Source organism: Vibrio mytili, from assembly GCF_049563345.1.
GTDB lineage: Bacteria > Pseudomonadota > Gammaproteobacteria > Enterobacterales > Vibrionaceae > Vibrio > Vibrio mytili.
Map to the genome: position 1 here is coordinate 1,847,525 of NZ_CP110481.1, position 16,612 is coordinate 1,864,136.

Annotated in this window: 16 protein-coding genes; all 16 read right to left on the minus strand. The window is 45.6% G+C overall.

Annotated features, from left to right (window positions below; all coding sequences use genetic code 11):
* Positions 1-81 precede the first annotated feature (81 nt).
* The 16 genes from ybgF to ONE56_RS08570 all read right to left on the minus strand — a co-directional run bounded on the left by ybgF (position 82) and on the right by ONE56_RS08570 (position 16,321).
* On the minus strand, positions 82-834 hold the full coding sequence (ybgF, locus tag ONE56_RS08495) for a tol-pal system protein YbgF (RefSeq protein ID WP_331437400.1): 753 nt from the start codon (positions 832-834) through the stop codon (positions 82-84).
* 15 nt (positions 835-849) lie between these two features.
* Complete coding sequence (gene pal / locus ONE56_RS08500; RefSeq protein WP_041154834.1) at positions 850-1,377, minus strand: peptidoglycan-associated lipoprotein Pal; 528 nt, start codon at positions 1,375-1,377, stop codon at positions 850-852.
* 30 nt (positions 1,378-1,407) lie between these two features.
* Positions 1,408-2,760, minus strand: a complete 1,353-nt coding sequence (tolB, locus tag ONE56_RS08505) for a Tol-Pal system beta propeller repeat protein TolB (RefSeq protein ID WP_041154835.1) — start codon at positions 2,758-2,760, stop codon at positions 1,408-1,410.
* Positions 2,761-2,772: 12 nt separating this feature from the next.
* Positions 2,773-3,798 carry a cell envelope integrity protein TolA gene (gene tolA, locus ONE56_RS08510; protein WP_423839667.1) on the minus strand — a complete coding sequence of 342 codons (1,026 nt, stop codon included), beginning with the start codon at positions 3,796-3,798 and terminating at the stop codon, positions 2,773-2,775.
* A gap of 13 nt (positions 3,799-3,811) precedes the next feature.
* A complete protein-coding gene (locus tag ONE56_RS08515; protein ID WP_041154837.1) occupies positions 3,812-4,255 on the minus strand; it encodes an ExbD/TolR family protein in 444 nt (147 codons plus the stop codon).
* A gap of 3 nt (positions 4,256-4,258) precedes the next feature.
* Positions 4,259-4,957, minus strand: coding sequence for a protein TolQ (gene tolQ / locus ONE56_RS08520; protein WP_041154838.1), 699 nt, complete (start codon positions 4,955-4,957; stop codon positions 4,259-4,261).
* The gene (gene ybgC, locus ONE56_RS08525) at positions 4,947-5,366 is read right to left on the minus strand and encodes a tol-pal system-associated acyl-CoA thioesterase (RefSeq protein WP_041154839.1); all 420 of its coding nucleotides are present in this window, start codon (positions 5,364-5,366) and stop codon (positions 4,947-4,949) included. Before ybgC ends, tolQ begins: the two co-directional genes overlap by 11 nt.
* A gap of 193 nt (positions 5,367-5,559) precedes the next feature.
* Positions 5,560-5,862 carry a cyd operon protein YbgE gene (gene ybgE / locus ONE56_RS08530; protein ID WP_041154840.1) on the minus strand — a complete coding sequence of 101 codons (303 nt, stop codon included), beginning with the start codon at positions 5,860-5,862 and terminating at the stop codon, positions 5,560-5,562.
* Positions 5,855-5,962 carry a cytochrome bd-I oxidase subunit CydX gene (gene cydX / locus ONE56_RS08535; RefSeq protein ID WP_006075291.1) on the minus strand — a complete coding sequence of 36 codons (108 nt, stop codon included), beginning with the start codon at positions 5,960-5,962 and terminating at the stop codon, positions 5,855-5,857. Before cydX ends, ybgE begins: the two co-directional genes overlap by 8 nt.
* Before the next feature lie 12 nt (positions 5,963-5,974).
* Positions 5,975-7,111 carry a cytochrome d ubiquinol oxidase subunit II gene (gene cydB / locus ONE56_RS08540; RefSeq protein WP_041154841.1) on the minus strand — a complete coding sequence of 379 codons (1,137 nt, stop codon included), beginning with the start codon at positions 7,109-7,111 and terminating at the stop codon, positions 5,975-5,977.
* A 17-nt stretch (positions 7,112-7,128) separates the two neighbouring features.
* Entirely contained in the window at positions 7,129-8,715 is a 1,587-nt protein-coding gene (cydA, locus tag ONE56_RS08545; protein WP_041154842.1) for a cytochrome ubiquinol oxidase subunit I, read from the minus strand.
* A 548-nt stretch (positions 8,716-9,263) separates the two neighbouring features.
* A complete protein-coding gene (gene ruvB, locus ONE56_RS08550) occupies positions 9,264-10,268 on the minus strand; it encodes a Holliday junction branch migration DNA helicase RuvB (protein WP_041154843.1) in 1,005 nt (334 codons plus the stop codon).
* 101 nt (positions 10,269-10,369) lie between these two features.
* Positions 10,370-10,984, minus strand: a complete 615-nt coding sequence (gene ruvA, locus ONE56_RS08555; RefSeq protein WP_041154844.1) for a Holliday junction branch migration protein RuvA — start codon at positions 10,982-10,984, stop codon at positions 10,370-10,372.
* Positions 10,985-11,051: 67 nt separating this feature from the next.
* Complete coding sequence (gene ruvC / locus ONE56_RS08560) at positions 11,052-11,573, minus strand: crossover junction endodeoxyribonuclease RuvC (protein WP_331437395.1); 522 nt, start codon at positions 11,571-11,573, stop codon at positions 11,052-11,054.
* Between the two features lie 177 nt (positions 11,574-11,750).
* A complete protein-coding gene (locus ONE56_RS08565) occupies positions 11,751-12,653 on the minus strand; it encodes a hypothetical protein (protein ID WP_423839668.1) in 903 nt (300 codons plus the stop codon).
* Entirely contained in the window at positions 12,650-16,321 is a 3,672-nt protein-coding gene (locus ONE56_RS08570) for a hypothetical protein (protein WP_423839669.1), read from the minus strand. The genes ONE56_RS08565 and ONE56_RS08570 overlap by 4 nt, the downstream gene beginning before the upstream one ends.
* Positions 16,322-16,612: the final 291 nt, after the last annotated feature.

Below are 16,612 nucleotides of genomic sequence, written 5' to 3' on the forward strand. Positions count from 1 at the left end.
ACGAAAGGAAAGAAGAAGCTTGGAAACTAAAAAGAAAAAGGAGCCAAAGGCCCCTTTTCAAAAGTCATATCGTCAAGCGTGTTATTGAAGCTTAGAACCCGCCAATTTAGCAGACGAACTATTTGGATATTCATCAACCACTTGCTGATAGTATTTAGTCGCTTGTTCCGCGTTGTTGTTACGCTCGGCAATATCGCCCAACTTAACCAAGGCGTCAGCACGTTTGTTGGAGTCTTTGTAAGACACCACCGCTGCAAAGCTCTTCGCTGCTTCTTTATCCTGCTTCTTAGCAAAATACAGTTGACCTAGCCAGTAGTGTGAATTGGCAGAATACGTGGAGTCTGGGTAATCTTTTTGGAACTGCTGGAAAGCAGCAATTGCCCCCGCGTAATCGCGCTTTTTAAGAATAAGATCGACCGCATCTTGGTAAGCAGTTTGTTCATCCGCATTAGAAGTGTACTTACCTTCTGGTGCTTCTGGTTGCGCCTCTTCTACAGCAGGTTTGGCTGTTTTAGCCTCGCTGCGCATACGATCAAGTTCGACAAATAATTCACGCTGACGCGTCATCATTTGTTTCATTTCGTAGTTGCTGCGTTCCAATTTACCGCGCAAGTCATTAATCTCTTGCGACATTTGGTCGATTTGCTCCTGCATACGAAGCTGGACATGATTACGGCTTTGTAACAAGCGCTCTAAGCGTTGTACGTCGCTTTCAGATGCGCTGCGACTTGATGTGCTGCTGAGATCGGATACTGGAGCTGGTGCAGCGAACGAAAGGCTCGCTGCACTTGCCAGTAACGCAAGCGTAACAGCACGCTTGGTGTTACTGAACATGAGGTTTACCTCGAATTAGTATGCTAGAACCGCACGACGATTTTTCGCGTAGACGTCGTCAGATTGGCCTAGAACAAGTGGTTTTTCTTCACCGTAACTAACGATTGAGATTTGGTCAGCCTGTACACCCAACGCTTGTAGGTAGTTAGAAACCGCTTGTGCACGACGTTCACCAAGTGCGATGTTGTACTCTGGCGTACCACGCTCGTCCGCGTGTCCCTCGATAGTTACGCTAAATGCTGGGTTCTTAGTTAAGTAAGCAGCATGAGCGGCTAGCATTTCTTCGTAGTCACCTGCAATTGTGGAGTTATCAAATGCGAAGTAAATAGTATTGGTTTCACGAAGAGCTTGCTCTTTAAGCTCTTGCTCTGTCATTTGATCTTGTTGATCAATTGTACTTGCTACCGTTGACTCAACGTAAGCGCCATCGTTCGTTTCAGTAGAACCAGCACCAGACGCTGCATCATCGCTCGAACTACATGCAGTCATTGCCATTACAGGCAGTGCGATCATTAGCCCTTTCAGAACCTTGTTCAGTTGCATTTTATTTTCCTTCATTAATCAAATTTATAACTACAAAAACGGTGACCAAGCAGGCGCTCTTACTCGCCCGTTTGTTGCCGGTAATCTAGCTTTAAATCGTCCATCAATTGACACCATCGATAGTACGTTTTTCTTGTTGTACATGGAGCTATAGATAACCATACCGCCATTTGGGGCTATACTTGGTGATTCATCAAGTAGGGTATTTGTTAACACCTGTAGCGCCCCTGTTTCCAAGTCTTGCTTGGCGAGGTGAAAACCTGCATCACTGCGATTCACCATGACCAGGAATCGGCCATCTGGAGTGACTTGCGCGCTCAAGTTTTGACTGCCTTGCCAAGTCAAGCGAGTGGTTTCACCGTCGCCCAAATTTACTCGATAAATCTGTGGGTTACCACCCCTATCGGAGGTAAATGCCAGTGATTTACCATCTGGGTACCAAGATGGCTCAGTGTTATTTGATCTGCCACGCGTAATCTGAGTAAGCTGTTTGGTTTTTAGATCAAACGTGTAAACCTGCAACGATCCGGTTTTAGACAACACCAACGCTAACTTACTGCCATCAGGCGAGAAAACTGGCGCCCCGTTATGACGAGGGAAAGCGGTGATTTTTTCTCGTTTACCGGTATAGATGTTAATTGTATGAATTTCGGAGTTTTGATTCTCAAAGGTTACATACGCTAAGGTTTGACCATCTGGTGACCAAGAAGGTGACATTAGTGGCTGTCGAGAACGCAGCACCAATTGCTCATCATGACCATCGTAATCTGCGACACGTAACTGGTACGGGAAACGGTCTTGTTCGTTCACCACGACGTACGCAATTCTTGTCATGAACGCGCCGCGGTCACCTGTCAATTCTTGATAAACAAGATCGGAAATCCGATGCGCGTAGTGACGCATACGCGGTGCACGTACTGTAGCAACCTTGTTGAATAACACATGATCTTTCGAAACAACAACCTGACCATCACTGCCCAAGCCTTGACTCTGACCTGCGGTAAGCTGACCACGTACAACATCAATCAGTTGGTAGTTCACCACATAATCATTTTGGTCGTTTTTAGTCACGGTTCCGGTTAGCAAGGCATCCACACCTAAATTCGTCCAAGCGTCAAAATTAACTTCAGACTCATTAAATGGCGTTTGTGGCATCTTACTCGTCGGCACAGGGCTGAATTTACCACTGCGTTGCAAATCAGAGGCAATAACCGCCGAAATATCCGTAGGAAGCGGTTTCGTCCCTTCCCATTTAAACGGAACAACAGCAATAGGTCGTGCTGACTCAATACCATCGGTAATCACCAGCTCTAATGCAGCATGGGCTACATTCGTTACACTGCCGAGCAGTACAAACATTCCTAGTAAAAGGCGTCTAATCACGTTTTATTCCTTTTAGTCCAAAGCAACCGTTAAGTTGATGTCTTTTAATTTCTCATTGACTGCAGCTTCTGACGATTTCGGGAAGGTCCCTACTTGAGTAATCGCACTTTTCGCCGCAGCACATACTCGCGAGTCCCCACCAAGCACAGTAACACCAGCGACCATCATGTCGGTTCCAGTAGGAATCAGTTTGATGTTCACTCTACACTCCTTTCCCAGCAAGTAGTCATCCTTAATCAACTTTTGCTGGATATTCTGCTTGTATATGGACGACATACGACCGAGCTCACTGTCAATGTATTGATTACGAGCCGCAGAGTTTTGCGCCGCTTCTGTCTCTAACCCAGAAAAGATGTCGTCGAGTGCCGCTTCCTGCGCTTTACGTTCTTTTTCAGCTCGTTCAGCGGCTTCTTTCGCTTTACGTTCGCGTTCTGCTGCCTCCTTGGCCGCTTTTTCTTTCGCGATACGTTCTTGTTCTGCTTTGGCAGCCGCTTCTTTTTCACGACGCGCTTTTTCTTCCGCCTCTTTTGCAGCTTGCTCACGAGCTAAACGCGCTTGCTCCGCTTTACGCACGGCCTCTTCTTTGACCTTACGTTCTTCTTCAAGCTTAGCAGCTCGCGCTTTTTCTTTGCGAACGCGCTCTTCTTCCGCTTTGCGCTCTTGCTCTTTTTGCTTACGCGCAATTTCTGCTTCTCGAGCGGCTTTTGCATCCTTCGCTTGTTGCTCTTTCAACTTGCGAATTTGTTCTTCTTCAGCTTTGCGGTTTTTCTCTAGCTGTTCAGCTTCACGTCTGAGCTTATCTAGACGATCTTGCTCTTTTTTTGCAGCCCGCTCTCGCTGTTGGCGGATTTCGTTCGCCTGCTTCTTTACCAGATTCGGGTCAATAACCACCGCCTGGACCATCTGTCCGCTTGGTTCAGGCTCTGACATATTGAAGTCTGTCCCCCAAAGCAGGGCAGCAACAAGAACCGCGTGCAAACCCACCGATATCGCTATCGGTTTGGCGTATTGGTTGGATTTCTTCTTTTTCTCTTTCATAGATATATGATGTCTATTCCCTGATATCGGTCATTAAACCCACTTTAGGGATGCCAGCACGGCTTAATTCATCCAGCAGCAGGACGATGTCCGCGTATGGCGTTGCAGCATCTCCCCCCACCGCAACCGGCGAATCCGGTTTGATGGAACGTTCTGCTTTCACTCGGACGATCACGTCTTGCAAAGAAAGACCACGTTGCACTTCTTCGTCGTTCACGCTCAATCCCAAATTACCATCACGATCAACTTCGATAATGATAAAGCTGCTGTCGCTTTCACCCGCTAGCTCTTGCATGGATTCAGCCGTAGACGTTTTTGGTAGATCGACGTCTACGCCTTGCGTTACAAAAGGTGCTGTTGCCATAAAAATGATCAGCAGTACTAACATCACGTCGATATACGGGACGACGTTAATCTCTGCGGTCATTTTGCGCTTTTTAGGTTGATAACCCGCCATGCTTTATTCCTTATCCGCTATGTCTCGGCCTGCCATCGCTTGGCGGTGAAGGATGCTGTGGAATTCTTCAGAGAATGTGGCGTAAGTATGCTCAAGCTTACTGACTTTGTTGCTGAGGCGGTTGTATGCCATTACCGCAGGGATAGCAGCAAAAAGGCCCATCGCCGTTGCGATAAGGGCTTCTGCAATACCCGGTGCAACCATAGATAATGTCGCTTGCTTCACTTCGCCCAAAGCGATGAACGCGTGCATAATACCCCAGACTGTACCAAACAGGCCGATGTAAGGGCTGATTGAACCGACTGTCGCCAAGAAAGGCAGACTGGTTTCTAATTCGTCAACTTCACGAGCGACCGAAACGCGCATTGCACGACCGGTACCTTCCATAATGTAAGCTGGAGAGTTAGCGTTACTTTTACGCAGGCGTGCAAACTCCGTGAAACCAGAGTAAAAAATTTCTTCTGTCCCTGCGATTTCGTCTTTACGTACTTTCACCTTTTGGTACAACTGAGAAAGATCCGTACCTGACCAGAATTTATCTTCAAATGATTCAGCGTCTTTGGATGCTTTAGACAATACTTTACTGCGCTTGATGATCATCGCCCATGACGCGATCGACATGCCAAGTAGTGTCAACATCACCAGTTTTACCAACAGGCTGGCCTGAAGAAAAAGGTCTAAAATGGAAATATCAGCAGTCACTGTTTGCTAGCTCCGAATTAATAAAAGTTGGAATGGCTATTGGTTTCATTTTCTTATTATCGATACATGCTACCTTAACAAGTGCCTTGCACAATAACACCCCTTCATCATTGACCAACTCCTGACAGAATTGTAAAGAAGCACGTTTTTGCTCTGACACTCGGGTCAATACTGTCAACTGTTCGTCCAGCTTTGCGCCTTGTTTGAAATCGATATCCATGTGTCGGACAACAAAGCCTATGTTTTGTTCCAACAACACGTGTTGCGAAATCCCTTTTGCACGCAGCATTTCAGTGCGCGCGCGCTCAAAGAATTTTAAATAATTTGAATGATATACAACGCCGCCCGCGTCGGTGTCTTCATAGTACACGGTGATCGGCCAACGGAAGGAATTTGATGTGCCTTGCAAGAGAATACCAATATGTTCAGTTTGTTAAGTTCGTCAGCCATTACTATAACTTAAGCAGTAATAATTGGTACTGAGTGAGCAGAATATTTTTGATTTTTGTAGAAAAAATAAAAGCCAGACAAAATGTCTGACTTTTATTTGATGACTTGACCGTCAACTCTCATTCATGTTGTTTCGTTGAGTACGTTTCGCTCTACGAGAAATAAAGTACCGTCAAGTAAAGTAAGATAGCGAGTGAAATGTAAGGGCTAAACAGAACTTGCCAGACCCAATATCTCGGTTTAAAGCCAACGCCAAAGACCATGCTGGAACAGATCGCCCAAATCAGAGCTGGAGCGATCAAGGCATTAAAGCCACCAATTGCCTGGCTATACGCCTCTGGCTCCCACATCACTAATCCTACATGCATAAAGCCGAGGATGAGGGATAAGACTCTCAACAGAGTCTTATCCATAGGTTGGTGTATTGCCGCTATCTTGTCAGCGAGATTACTCACTGTCTTCGTCCATCATTTCTGAATGCTCTAGCCAAAGAGCGTTGATGATACCGAATGCACAAGCAAGTAGTACACCTAGAATCCATGCGAAATACCACATAGTAAATGCTCCTTAGTAAAGTGAGTTTTTGTTGTCTTCAATGTACTGGTCATCCAAGCGACCAAACATCTTGTAGTATGTCCAAGATGTGTAACCCAGGATGATTGGCACCATGACAATGGCAACCCCCGTCATTAGGTTTAGCGTCAGCTCTGATGACGTTGAATCCCACATTGTCAGGCTGTGGCTAGGCACTAAGTCTGAAGGCATAATGAATGGGAACATCGCAATACCTGCAGTGAAGATAACACCAGCAACCGCAAAGCTTGAGAAAATGAACGAGAATGCGCATTTTTCAAAGCGAGATGCTAAGACAGCAAGCAATGGCATAACCACACCTAGCAAAGGGGCAGCCCATAACATTGGGTAGGTTTCAAAGTTCTTCATCCAAGCACCCGCTTCACGAATCACTTCTTTGTTTAATGGGTTCGATGCTGCGCTTGTATCGATGCCACCGACGATGACGTAACCATCAATATTCTGAATCCAGAAACCAGCAGCAACAAATGTCGCGATAGTCAGCAAACCTGTCAACTGAGCCACGTTACGTGCACGAGTGTGTACCTCACCCGTCGTCTTCATTTGTAGCCATGTTGAACCTTGCATCAAAATCATGAACAAGCTAACCAAACCACATAACAATGCAAATGGGTTAAGTAGACCAAAGAATGAACCGTGGTACGTTGGCATCAGGAATTCGCTCAATTGGAATGGTACGCCTTGAAGCAGGTTACCAAACGCAACACCAAAGATAATTGGTGGAACAAAGCCACTGATAGAGATACAAATATCCCAGTTTCGACGCCATTTTGGCTCTTCAATTTTCGAACGGTAATCCAGCCCCAGTGGACGTAACCATAGCGCAGCAAGCGTCACAATCATCGCGAGGTAGAAGCCCGAGAATGACGTTGCGTATACAAGTGGCCACGCAGCAAACAGCGCACCACCAGCGGTGATAAGCCAAACTTGGTTACCGTCCCAGTGCGGCGCAATGGAGTTAATCATCACACGACGCTGCGTGTCGTTTTTGCCGATAATAGGTACAAGCGCGCCCACACCCATATCGAATCCATCTGTTACTGCAAAACCAACTAGTAGAACACCGATCAGTACCCACCAGATGAATCGCAAGATTTCGTAATCAAACATTTTGTTGTCTCCTTGTCTTACGCTTCTACTTGGCGGCTAACTTTATCTGCAACAGAGTCAGCGTTTTGCTCGAAGTGGTAGCGACCTGTTTTCAGGCTGCTTGGGCCTTTACGAGCGAATTTCACCATGAGGTAAACTTCTGCGATCAGGAATGCAGTGTAAAGCGCCAAAATAGCGAATAGTGAAGTCAAGATTTCGCCAGCGGTCAAAGCCGAGGCTGCGACATGTACTGGTAGAATTTCACCTACCGCCCATGGTTGACGACCGAACTCTGCAACAAACCAACCTGCTTCGATAGCAATCCACGGAAGCGGAATACTGAATAGCGCGGCTTTAAGTAGCCATGGTTTTTGCGTAATTTTTTGACGACAGGTTTGGATGAATGCCAAGCCGAAAACAAACAGCATGATGAAACCACATGCCACCATGATACGGAACGACCAGAACAGCGGCCACACAGTTGGGATAGAGTCATCTGCAGCAGCTTGAATCTGCTCTTCTGTCGCATCAACCACATTGTCTGTGTAGCGTTTTAGAAGTAGACCATAACCAAGATCGCCTTTCACTTCATCGAACGCCGCCATGTTTTCTTCAGATTTATCACCCGCACGAAGCTTCTCTAACAGCTCGTAAGCATACATACCTGTACGGATACGCTCTAAGTGTTGTTCGTGCAGATCACGCAGACCGGTGACTTCTTTATCAATCGAGCGCGTTGCAATAATACCCATTACGTAAGGGATCTTAATCGCGTAGTCTGTGTGCATCTCTTCTTGGTTTGGAATACCGAACAAGGTGAATGCGGCTGGCGCTGGTTCAGTGTGCCATTCAGCTTCTACCGCTGCGAGCTTCACTTTTTGAACTTCACCAAGCTCATAACCTGATTCATCACCCAGAACGATGGTAGAAAGAATAGCGGCCATACCGAAAGAAGCCGCAATAGCAAATGAACGACGAGCGAACGCAACATCACGACCTTTTAATAGGTAGTATGAACTGATGCCTAGAACAAACATTGCGCCACAGGTGTAGCCAGATGCCACTGTGTGTACGAATTTAACCTGAGCAACTGGGTTGAATACCACCTCAGCAAAGCTCACCATTTCCATTCGCATGGTTTCGAAGTTGAACTCTGCCCCAACTGGGTTTTGCATCCAGCCATTGGCAATCAGAATCCACAGTGCGGAGAAGTTTGAGCCCAAAGCGACTAACCAAGTCACGGCTAAGTGCTGGCGCTTTGATAGACGATCCCACCCGAAGAAGAACAGACCAACAAAAGTTGACTCCAGGAAGAACGCAACCAGAGCTTCAATCGCGAGCGGCGCACCGAAGATGTCACCGACATAGTGGGAGTAATATGACCAGTTCGTACCAAACTGGAATTCCATGGTAAGGCCGGTTGCCACACCAAGTGCAAAGTTAATACCGAACAGCTTACCCCAGAACTTGGTCATGTCCTTGTAGATTTGCTTGTTTGTCATTACGTACAACGACTCCATAATGGCCAAAAGGAAGGCCATACCAAGGGTCAATGGTACGAATAGGAAGTGATACATCGCGGTAAGCGCAAACTGCAACCGCGATAGATCAACTACGTCAATCATGGTAACTCCTATGTGTCGGCTGAATGACACTCTCTACATATTGCAATCCATAGTCAGGTGTTATTCACACTTGAAATATGTTGAATTGTCACAACTTTTTGTTGCGAAAATGTACTTCGTTGGTTAGTTAATTGTTAAGCATCAGCTAATATAGCTGGGGCTAATATTACTGGTAAAATAGGATTGTTTCAAAAGGTTTATAGGCAAATGTCGCTTTGATATAGATCAATGTCGCAACGTGAAATCTGAACAAAAATCCATCATATTGATCCAGATCAATAGTTGCTGGTTGGTGATGTTACGATATGGTAATCAGAAGCGAAATCAACCAGTCTCAAGTAAACAATGAATTAACAAGCCTTGTTTTTTTATTACTTCTTAAGTGGTAGATAATTTTTAGGGAAACGTGATATGAATCACTAAAACTAAAAAACTGAGCTAAAATGCTCAGTTTTTCTGGAGAAAACCTATAACAAATCGAACAAATAATAAACGATTCGTGTGTTGCTTTTCAATTGCACGTTGTAACTTTTCTCAATACTCTGTTTTTACTTTTCAATACCAAAGTGAAGATAAGCTCGATCGGTGGCAATTCGTCCGCGTGGTGTCCGTTGCAAGTAGCCTTGCTGAATAAGATACGGCTCAAGAACGTCTTCAATGGTGTCTTTCTCTTCACCTATTGCAGCGGCCATGTTGTCTAAGCCCACAGGGCCTCCGCCAAACTTCTCCATAATGGCAAGAAGAAGCTTTCGGTCCATATAGTCAAAACCCTGAGCATCGACATCCAGCATGTTAAGTGCTTTATCGGCCATATCCGCACAGATATGTCCATTGCCTTTCACTTCCGCGTAATCTCGTACACGACGCAACAAGCGGTTTGCAATACGCGGCGTTCCGCGAGCACGACGAGCCACTTCTAAAGCGCCTTCTGATTCCATAGACAAACCTAAGCAATCGGCGCTTCGCTTGACGATGTCTTGTAAGTCTTTAACTTTGTAGTACTCAAGTCTCTGGGTAATGCCAAAACGGTCACGCAATGGTGACGTTAACGAGCCTGCTCTTGTTGTGGCTCCAATTAAAGTAAACGGTGGTAAGTCAATTTTAATCGAGCGAGCCGCTGGTCCTTCCCCAATCATAATATCTAGCTGGTAGTCTTCCATCGCAGGATACAGCACCTCTTCAACCATTGGGCTTAAGCGGTGAATCTCATCGATAAAGAGCACGTCGTTTTCTTCTAAGTTGGTAAGCAACGCCGCCAAATCACCCGCTTTTTCTAACACTGGGCCTGAGGTGGTACGAATATTCACTTCCATCTCGTTTGCCACGATATTTGCTAACGTTGTTTTACCTAACCCTGGAGGGCCAAAAATTAGCAGATGATCTAATGCTTCATTACGTAACTGCGCCGCTTTAATAAAAATTTCCATCTGATCACGCACGTGATCCTGACCTTGATAATCGGCGAGTTTCTTGGGACGAATGGCGCGATCAATAACCTCTTCGTCTTGGAATGTTGGGTTTTCTGGAGCGATTAAACGATCGGCTTCAATCATCTTGTTACCTGAGAGAATGGTTAACTTAAAAAATGGTTACATTGGGCATGTTTCTACCTAAGCAACATGACTACTTAAGTCATGGTTACCTTAGACAGGCATCACACCATTGATTTTAACGCATCACGGATCATCTCTTCACTGCTCATATCCGGTTTGGCTATTTGAGAAACCACTTTTGAAGCTTGTGTTGGTTTATAACCCAACGCGAGTAAAGCGCTTATGGCTTCTTCTTCCGCATTATTGGATGAAGAAGAGGCGGAATCTGCTGGAGCAGCATCCGTAAATGGCGTAAATAGGTCACCTGCGCCCCACCCTTTCAGGCGGTCTTTCATTTCGACAACCAAACGTTCCGCCGTTTTCTTTCCGACACCCGGAAGTTTCACTAATGTTGAGACGTCTTCACGTTCAACACAATTCACAAACTGGCTAGCTGTCATGCCCGAAAGGATGCCCAAACCCAATTTCGGACCCACGCCGTTGGCTTTGATCACTTCACGGAACAGAGCGCGCTCGTTTACGGTGTTAAAGCCATAAAGTAGCTGAGCATCTTCGCGGACAACAAAATGAGTATATATGATCGCTTCTTCACCGATATTTGGCAGCTCGTAGAAACAGCTCATTGGCATTTGAACTTCATAACCAATGCCATTAACTTCAATTAAAACTTCTGGTGGTTGCTTTTCAAGCAAGATGCCGCGAAGACGTCCAATCACAATAGATACTCTTATGAAATAAATTTTCGACAGGATAATAAATAACTGGATAGACATCCAGTTAATTTTATCGGTAACGCCCTTTTCGGGCACTGGTGGCTTTACCCGCTAACGCCACTAAAGTTTTGTTGGTATTCGCATGACAAATAGCCACACCGAGGGCATCCGCCGCGTCAGCTTGTGGTTTTGCTGGCAACTTTAGCATTTGCTGCACCATGTGCTGAACTTGAGCTTTGTCTGCCCCACCCGTTCCGACCACCGCTTGTTTAATCAAACGCGCAGCGTACTCATAGACGGGTAAGTCCGCATTGACTGCTGCGACAATTGCACTACCCCGCGCCTGCCCCAATTTAAGAGCAGAGTCGGCGTTCTTCGCCATGAAGACTTGTTCAATCGCGAACACATCCGGTTGAAACTGGGTAATGATTTCCGTAACACCGGCGTAGATTTGCTTGAGTCGACCGGGTAGTTCTTTTTCTGAAGTACGAATACAGCCGCTGCCGAGGTACTGTAGGTGACGACCTTGCTGACGGATGACGCCGTAGCCGGTTATACGAGAGCCTGGGTCGATACCAAGAATAATAGACATGTAATAATGATCAAATTTGTGTTTTCTATACGGCCATTGTATTGACTGAAAAGCGGATAGAACACCCATTTCTCTGCTAATCACGAAAACAAGACACGAATCGAGTAATAAACCAGCACAGCCACAGGCGCTATTGCCTGTGACCTGCCTCTATTAATCTTATCTATTCAACTCACCTTATGTATTCAACGCAGCCTGCTTAAACGGCTGGTAAAGATCCCGAATACGCTCTGTCTCTTCCGAATCACCAAACAAAGGTTGGATATATCGTTCAACGTAATGTTCCGCCTCAACAATGTGGAAATCAAAACACCATTGCTCAAGTGCGATCTGGTAGTGTTTAATCAACGTGTTAACATCCGTAGGATCATTGATATCAATCTGAGCCGCCTTGCTTGACCAACGCACATCTGGATAACAAATAAAACTCGCCAGATGATGAGCAAGTATACGACTGACCTGCGGATATTGCTTTTGCTGACGATACAAATTGATCAGCACCCCAGAGCTAAAGCGATCGGAATAAGAACCATCTTTATACTTGCCCAACCCATTGAACAGAGCAATGGCAGATTGAAGGTATTGTGGCGCATACATAGCGATTGCAACCGCGGCCATAAAACCCAGATTGACGAGGTCTGAGTAGCTCATCAGTTTGCTGTCAGGCAGTGATACAAAAATCGTCATCCTGTCAACAAAGTCGACTAACTGGGGAGCCAGTTCCGGGTGAGATAATGCCGCCCGAGCAAGGATAAACTCTGACGTGCCATGGTCTTTACTGTTCAGATTAACCGCGAGAGCGTTGAGATCTTTTTTTACCTGCTCGGCCCAAGGGACATTCAACATTCCGGACACTAACTGCTTACTCAACAATCTGTTGTTTTGCGTGAAGCGTAACTTAAGTAGTTTATTTCTATCGGTGTCCTGTAAACATAATGCTTCGGTCGCCGCAATGTCATTGAGCAGCTCTTGATTAAGGTGAGTCAATGCTTGCTCAATCGATGACGGGTTTGCGACATCAACCTCTAGGTTAAATACTTTTTTATGCGATGCAAGGTGGCGAACAAGCTTTGTAATCATGCCACTACCTCCTTTTGTGCATGGAAGTCATGCATCATAATGAGTGCTGACGAGCCATGGCGCACGAGGACTCGGCTCATATCAGAGAAAATCTCATGTTTTGCCGCAATCGTCCAACTGGCCATATTCAATTCACCTTTTTGTATCGTCGTCCAGTGGGTTTTATATCTGTCGTTACCATCATCCGCACCTATCCACTGCTGACCGGATGCCCATTGTTCGATACATACGCGATAAACCGCATCAGGGCAGGCATCATTCACCTTAAATTTATAGCCGTACATCAACTCGGTTTGCTGTGGCAAATTGTTAGTTTGTTTAACGAGAACAGCCTGCGCAGTATCGACGACCCGACGCTGCCGATAATCATATGAGTCACCTGGATCATAGATCCCATATTCCACCAGATCCAACACCAGAACTTTGTCTTCAGTATGATGGTGGTCTTGTTCATAGATGGTCAGTGTCTCGCTGAACAAAACCTCATCACTGAATGCGTCAAGCAATTCAAATCGCCAAGTACCATTAATGTAGCCATTGCTTTCCTTACCCTGGATGACTAGCTCGACCGTTTGTCCATCGACAACATTGATTTCTCGCTGAACAGAGAAAGATTTAAACAATCTATCCTTCTCTACATTTTCTGCACCGTGTTCACGATAAATGCGACTTTTTAGTTTAATACTCGGTTTAATATCCGTCCTCGACTTAACGCCCTGACTAGACTTAACACACTGATTCAACTTAACATCTGGGCATCTAACGACTAAATGATATCCGATTGTCGTGTCATCATAGTTGATAACGGCTTTCTTATCAGCGGGATGATGCGTACCAAAGAAGCCACCAAAAGCCGCGACATTGATCTGGCAAGGTTGAACTTGCGCAAAGCCGATATGAATCATCTGTCTGGCGAGTAACAGCCTTTGGTCGAGACTGTATACTTCAAACTCATATAACCCTTCTCGGCGTTGCAGCGCGGTAAACGGATCTCGTAGCATTAAAGTCTGACTATGCTTACCTATCGCCTGCCACTCTGTTTGGGTCTTCCCGTCAATGTCAGGATGTTTAAGTTTAACCACAAATCCTTGAACGGTACGTATTCCTTTCACACGCAGAATAAAATCCACCCCGACGACGGGTAAGGATTCATCTTGGTGATACCACTGGGGCGGGACAAGTATTCCCTTTTCTCCTTGAACCCCGAATTGCTGTATCTCAAGTAAGGTGCCATATTCGTCATTGCTAAAGCTGCCCTTACGGCGGTTTACTTTTGGCCCAATCACCGTATCCCGAACTCTGCCCGATTGATATTCTGGTTCTCCGAGCGGTTCTCTGTCTAAACCCAGCTCAGAACCGACATCGTGCATGCTGATTGAGTAGTCATCAAAGCTGTAGAAAATGCCTTTCTCTGCATCGAGATAGTTCTGAGTCAACAGTGGGCCATCCGAACCGTAAATTCGGACCAAGTGCTCGCCAGTGCTGACTCTGTAGATGTCGCGGACATTATCTTCACTAATAGTCGCAATCACATACTCATCACACTGAGAAAACTCATAGGCATACACAAAGTCATCGTTACTCAATCGAACCAGGCACTCTCCCGTTCGGAGATCCACCACGGATTGCTTGTAAACCAGCCTTTGGCCATCAAACGAGATGGCAAATTCATCACTGCCGATTCCAAAGCGATATGGCAACTGAACCGTTTTTTCTGCGCCTGTGGTTAAATCGACAGAGATGAGTCGATCAGTGCTATCCAAATCGATAATCTGAGAGTAAAGCGCAAAATTACCCGTCGGACTTAACTTCAGCGTCTGGCCTGGTATGTGCTCAAACCGGCATCGCTCCCGTCCTGAAGCAAGATCGATCGCAACGACGGCATCTTTACCCTCGACCTTCACATCAAATAAATCCGCCTTTAAGTCTGCATCTTCGTCCAACTCTTGCGTAATGCCAATCAGTAAAGTACGCCCATCCGCAGAAAGCTCAAACGGGAGGTGGGATTGAAACGCATTTAAACGAAATGTAATGACAGGCAGAGATTGTCCTAAGTGCCAGCCTTGCAACAATCCCTGCTTCCAATCAAGCGTCGCAAAATGGACTGGGCTGTCCTCTTTCGGTCGTAAGGCATAGGCAACAGCATACAAACCATCGTCTGGGATTGGCCGAAACGATACGGGGGTCATGGTGTCGGATTGGGTGATCGTCACATCATCATCCGATTGGCTAATCAGATAAGAGACTCCGAGATAATTCACATAGGCAAAACTGTTAACGTCATGCAGCGAAAACAAAGGCGGTGTGACCCGGACTCGTTGTGCCTGGTCACGCAATTCGCAAAACGATGAATAGCCGTAACAAACCTCAAATGCCGGCTCAATAATCCCTTCTAGGATGCCACGCAGATTATTTGCTACCCGAACCTTCAATTCACGGCGCTTAGTCAAAAATTCAGCGGCATTTTCTACTGATAGCTCTTCACCAATCAGAGCGAGAGCTAAGCGATCATAAAAGTCATTGTTGCAGTATATGTACAGATCATCTTGGCTAATTTCTTCCAGCGGTTCTTCTTGCTCTGTACATTCTTTAATACAACCGTGCAGTAAATGCATGAAGTCATCATCTTGCTGAATATCGGTCAGTGTGGAGAAGCTCGCAGAGCTATAGCAAACTTGCTCTGCACGAATGATATCGCTGGCGCAAATCAGAAGCTGCTCTTCAATAAAATCGGGATCTGATAGCTGTGACAAATACCATTTACTAAACGGCGGACAATCGTTGGAGTTGCCAGACATGCGATGCGCAGTCGCTGGATACAAGTATTTGAGATAAGGAGAGTCGGGATAACGCTCTAATAAGTGATTGACCAACTTTATCTCTGGTAAATGGTTATACCAACGATAGGTGAGACTATAACTGTCAATATAATCAATAATATACTTGTCACTGATTTCCAACAGCGCAATGTACGGAGCGTCAAACAGCTGAACTTGGTCCGAGTAATAGCGTAGGTCACTCTCGCTCCCCAAGTTCATGTTGTACTCGTCGATCAACTTTACGTACTTCAGTACTAACGCTATTAGTGCTTCGTCCTGTACCGCACAGCGGAATAATTGGCTGCGACGCTTTTGTTGCCACTCATCGTAAAAGTAGCGTGGCGCATATTCACTGTTTAGAGACTGAAAGTAATGTTGTTCGGTTTTGCCCGCAAAGTCATCAGCCGAGTCCTCGGCTAAATCAAAGAAGGTATAAAGAATCGAACGCTTGGCGCAGACTTGGCGTACATCCCCACTTTCTATATCCGCAATGAGTTTTTGTAGGGCCAGAATCACGCTATTGCGGTCTTGTGAATGGTAGACGACTTTATGGACACTATTGCGCCCGTAATGCCGCTCAAGAAAATCAACCGCTTGCTTGCAAATCGGCTGCATCACCGGATCTTGCTGTAGCAGCGTGACTGCCTGATCATAATATTTTTTGACTTGTTTTAATGATTCGCAAAATTCAAAGAAGCACTGCCATAGTTGATTATTATTTTGGCCGCCTTCAATTTGGCTTTTTTGCTGATGAAACTGATAAAGCTGAGTGAAAGTGTCTGATAGATACTCTCTACTCTCTTGAAGCTCGAATATACAAGCCTTAATGTTGACTGTGTAATCTGTCACCTGATACCTACTGATGATGCGAGTAATAATAGTTATAAAGTTAGGAATATGCTTTGTAAGCATTTGATTTAAAATGCACTTAAGCTAGCACCGAACGTTAAATTATACAACTCAGGTCAACCGGAAACTGATGTGTGACGCGGAACAAACAATCGGCTAGTAAACAATCGGTTAGTAAACAATCCGTTTGTAGGTAATCCGTTTGTACACAACCCGCTAGATAGGGTGAATAGACATTGATGGAAGGACGGCAGTTTTTACTGAGTAAAAAACAAAAACTCCCGCAGTTGC

Coding starts and splice junctions, on each gene's coding strand:
- ybgF (WP_331437400.1), bottom strand. CDS start 834: ATGTTCAGTAACACCAAGCGTGCTGTTACGCTTGCGTTACTGGCAAGT.
- pal (WP_041154834.1), bottom strand. CDS start 1,377: ATGCAACTGAACAAGGTTCTGAAAGGGCTAATGATCGCACTGCCTGTA.
- tolA (WP_423839667.1), bottom strand. CDS start 3,798: ATGAAAGAGAAAAAGAAGAAATCCAACCAATACGCCAAACCGATAGCG.
- ONE56_RS08515 (WP_041154837.1), bottom strand. CDS start 4,255: ATGGCGGGTTATCAACCTAAAAAGCGCAAAATGACCGCAGAGATTAAC.
- cydX (WP_006075291.1), bottom strand. CDS start 5,962: ATGTGGTATTTCGCATGGATTCTAGGTGTACTACTTGCTTGTGCATTC.
- cydB (WP_041154841.1), bottom strand. CDS start 7,111: ATGTTTGATTACGAAATCTTGCGATTCATCTGGTGGGTACTGATCGGT.
- cydA (WP_041154842.1), bottom strand. CDS start 8,715: ATGATTGACGTAGTTGATCTATCGCGGTTGCAGTTTGCGCTTACCGCG.
- ruvB (WP_041154843.1), bottom strand. CDS start 10,268: ATGATTGAAGCCGATCGTTTAATCGCTCCAGAAAACCCAACATTCCAA.
- ruvC (WP_331437395.1), bottom strand. CDS start 11,573: ATGTCTATTATTCTTGGTATCGACCCAGGCTCTCGTATAACCGGCTAC.
- ONE56_RS08565 (WP_423839668.1), bottom strand. CDS start 12,653: ATGATTACAAAGCTTGTTCGCCACCTTGCATCGCATAAAAAAGTATTT.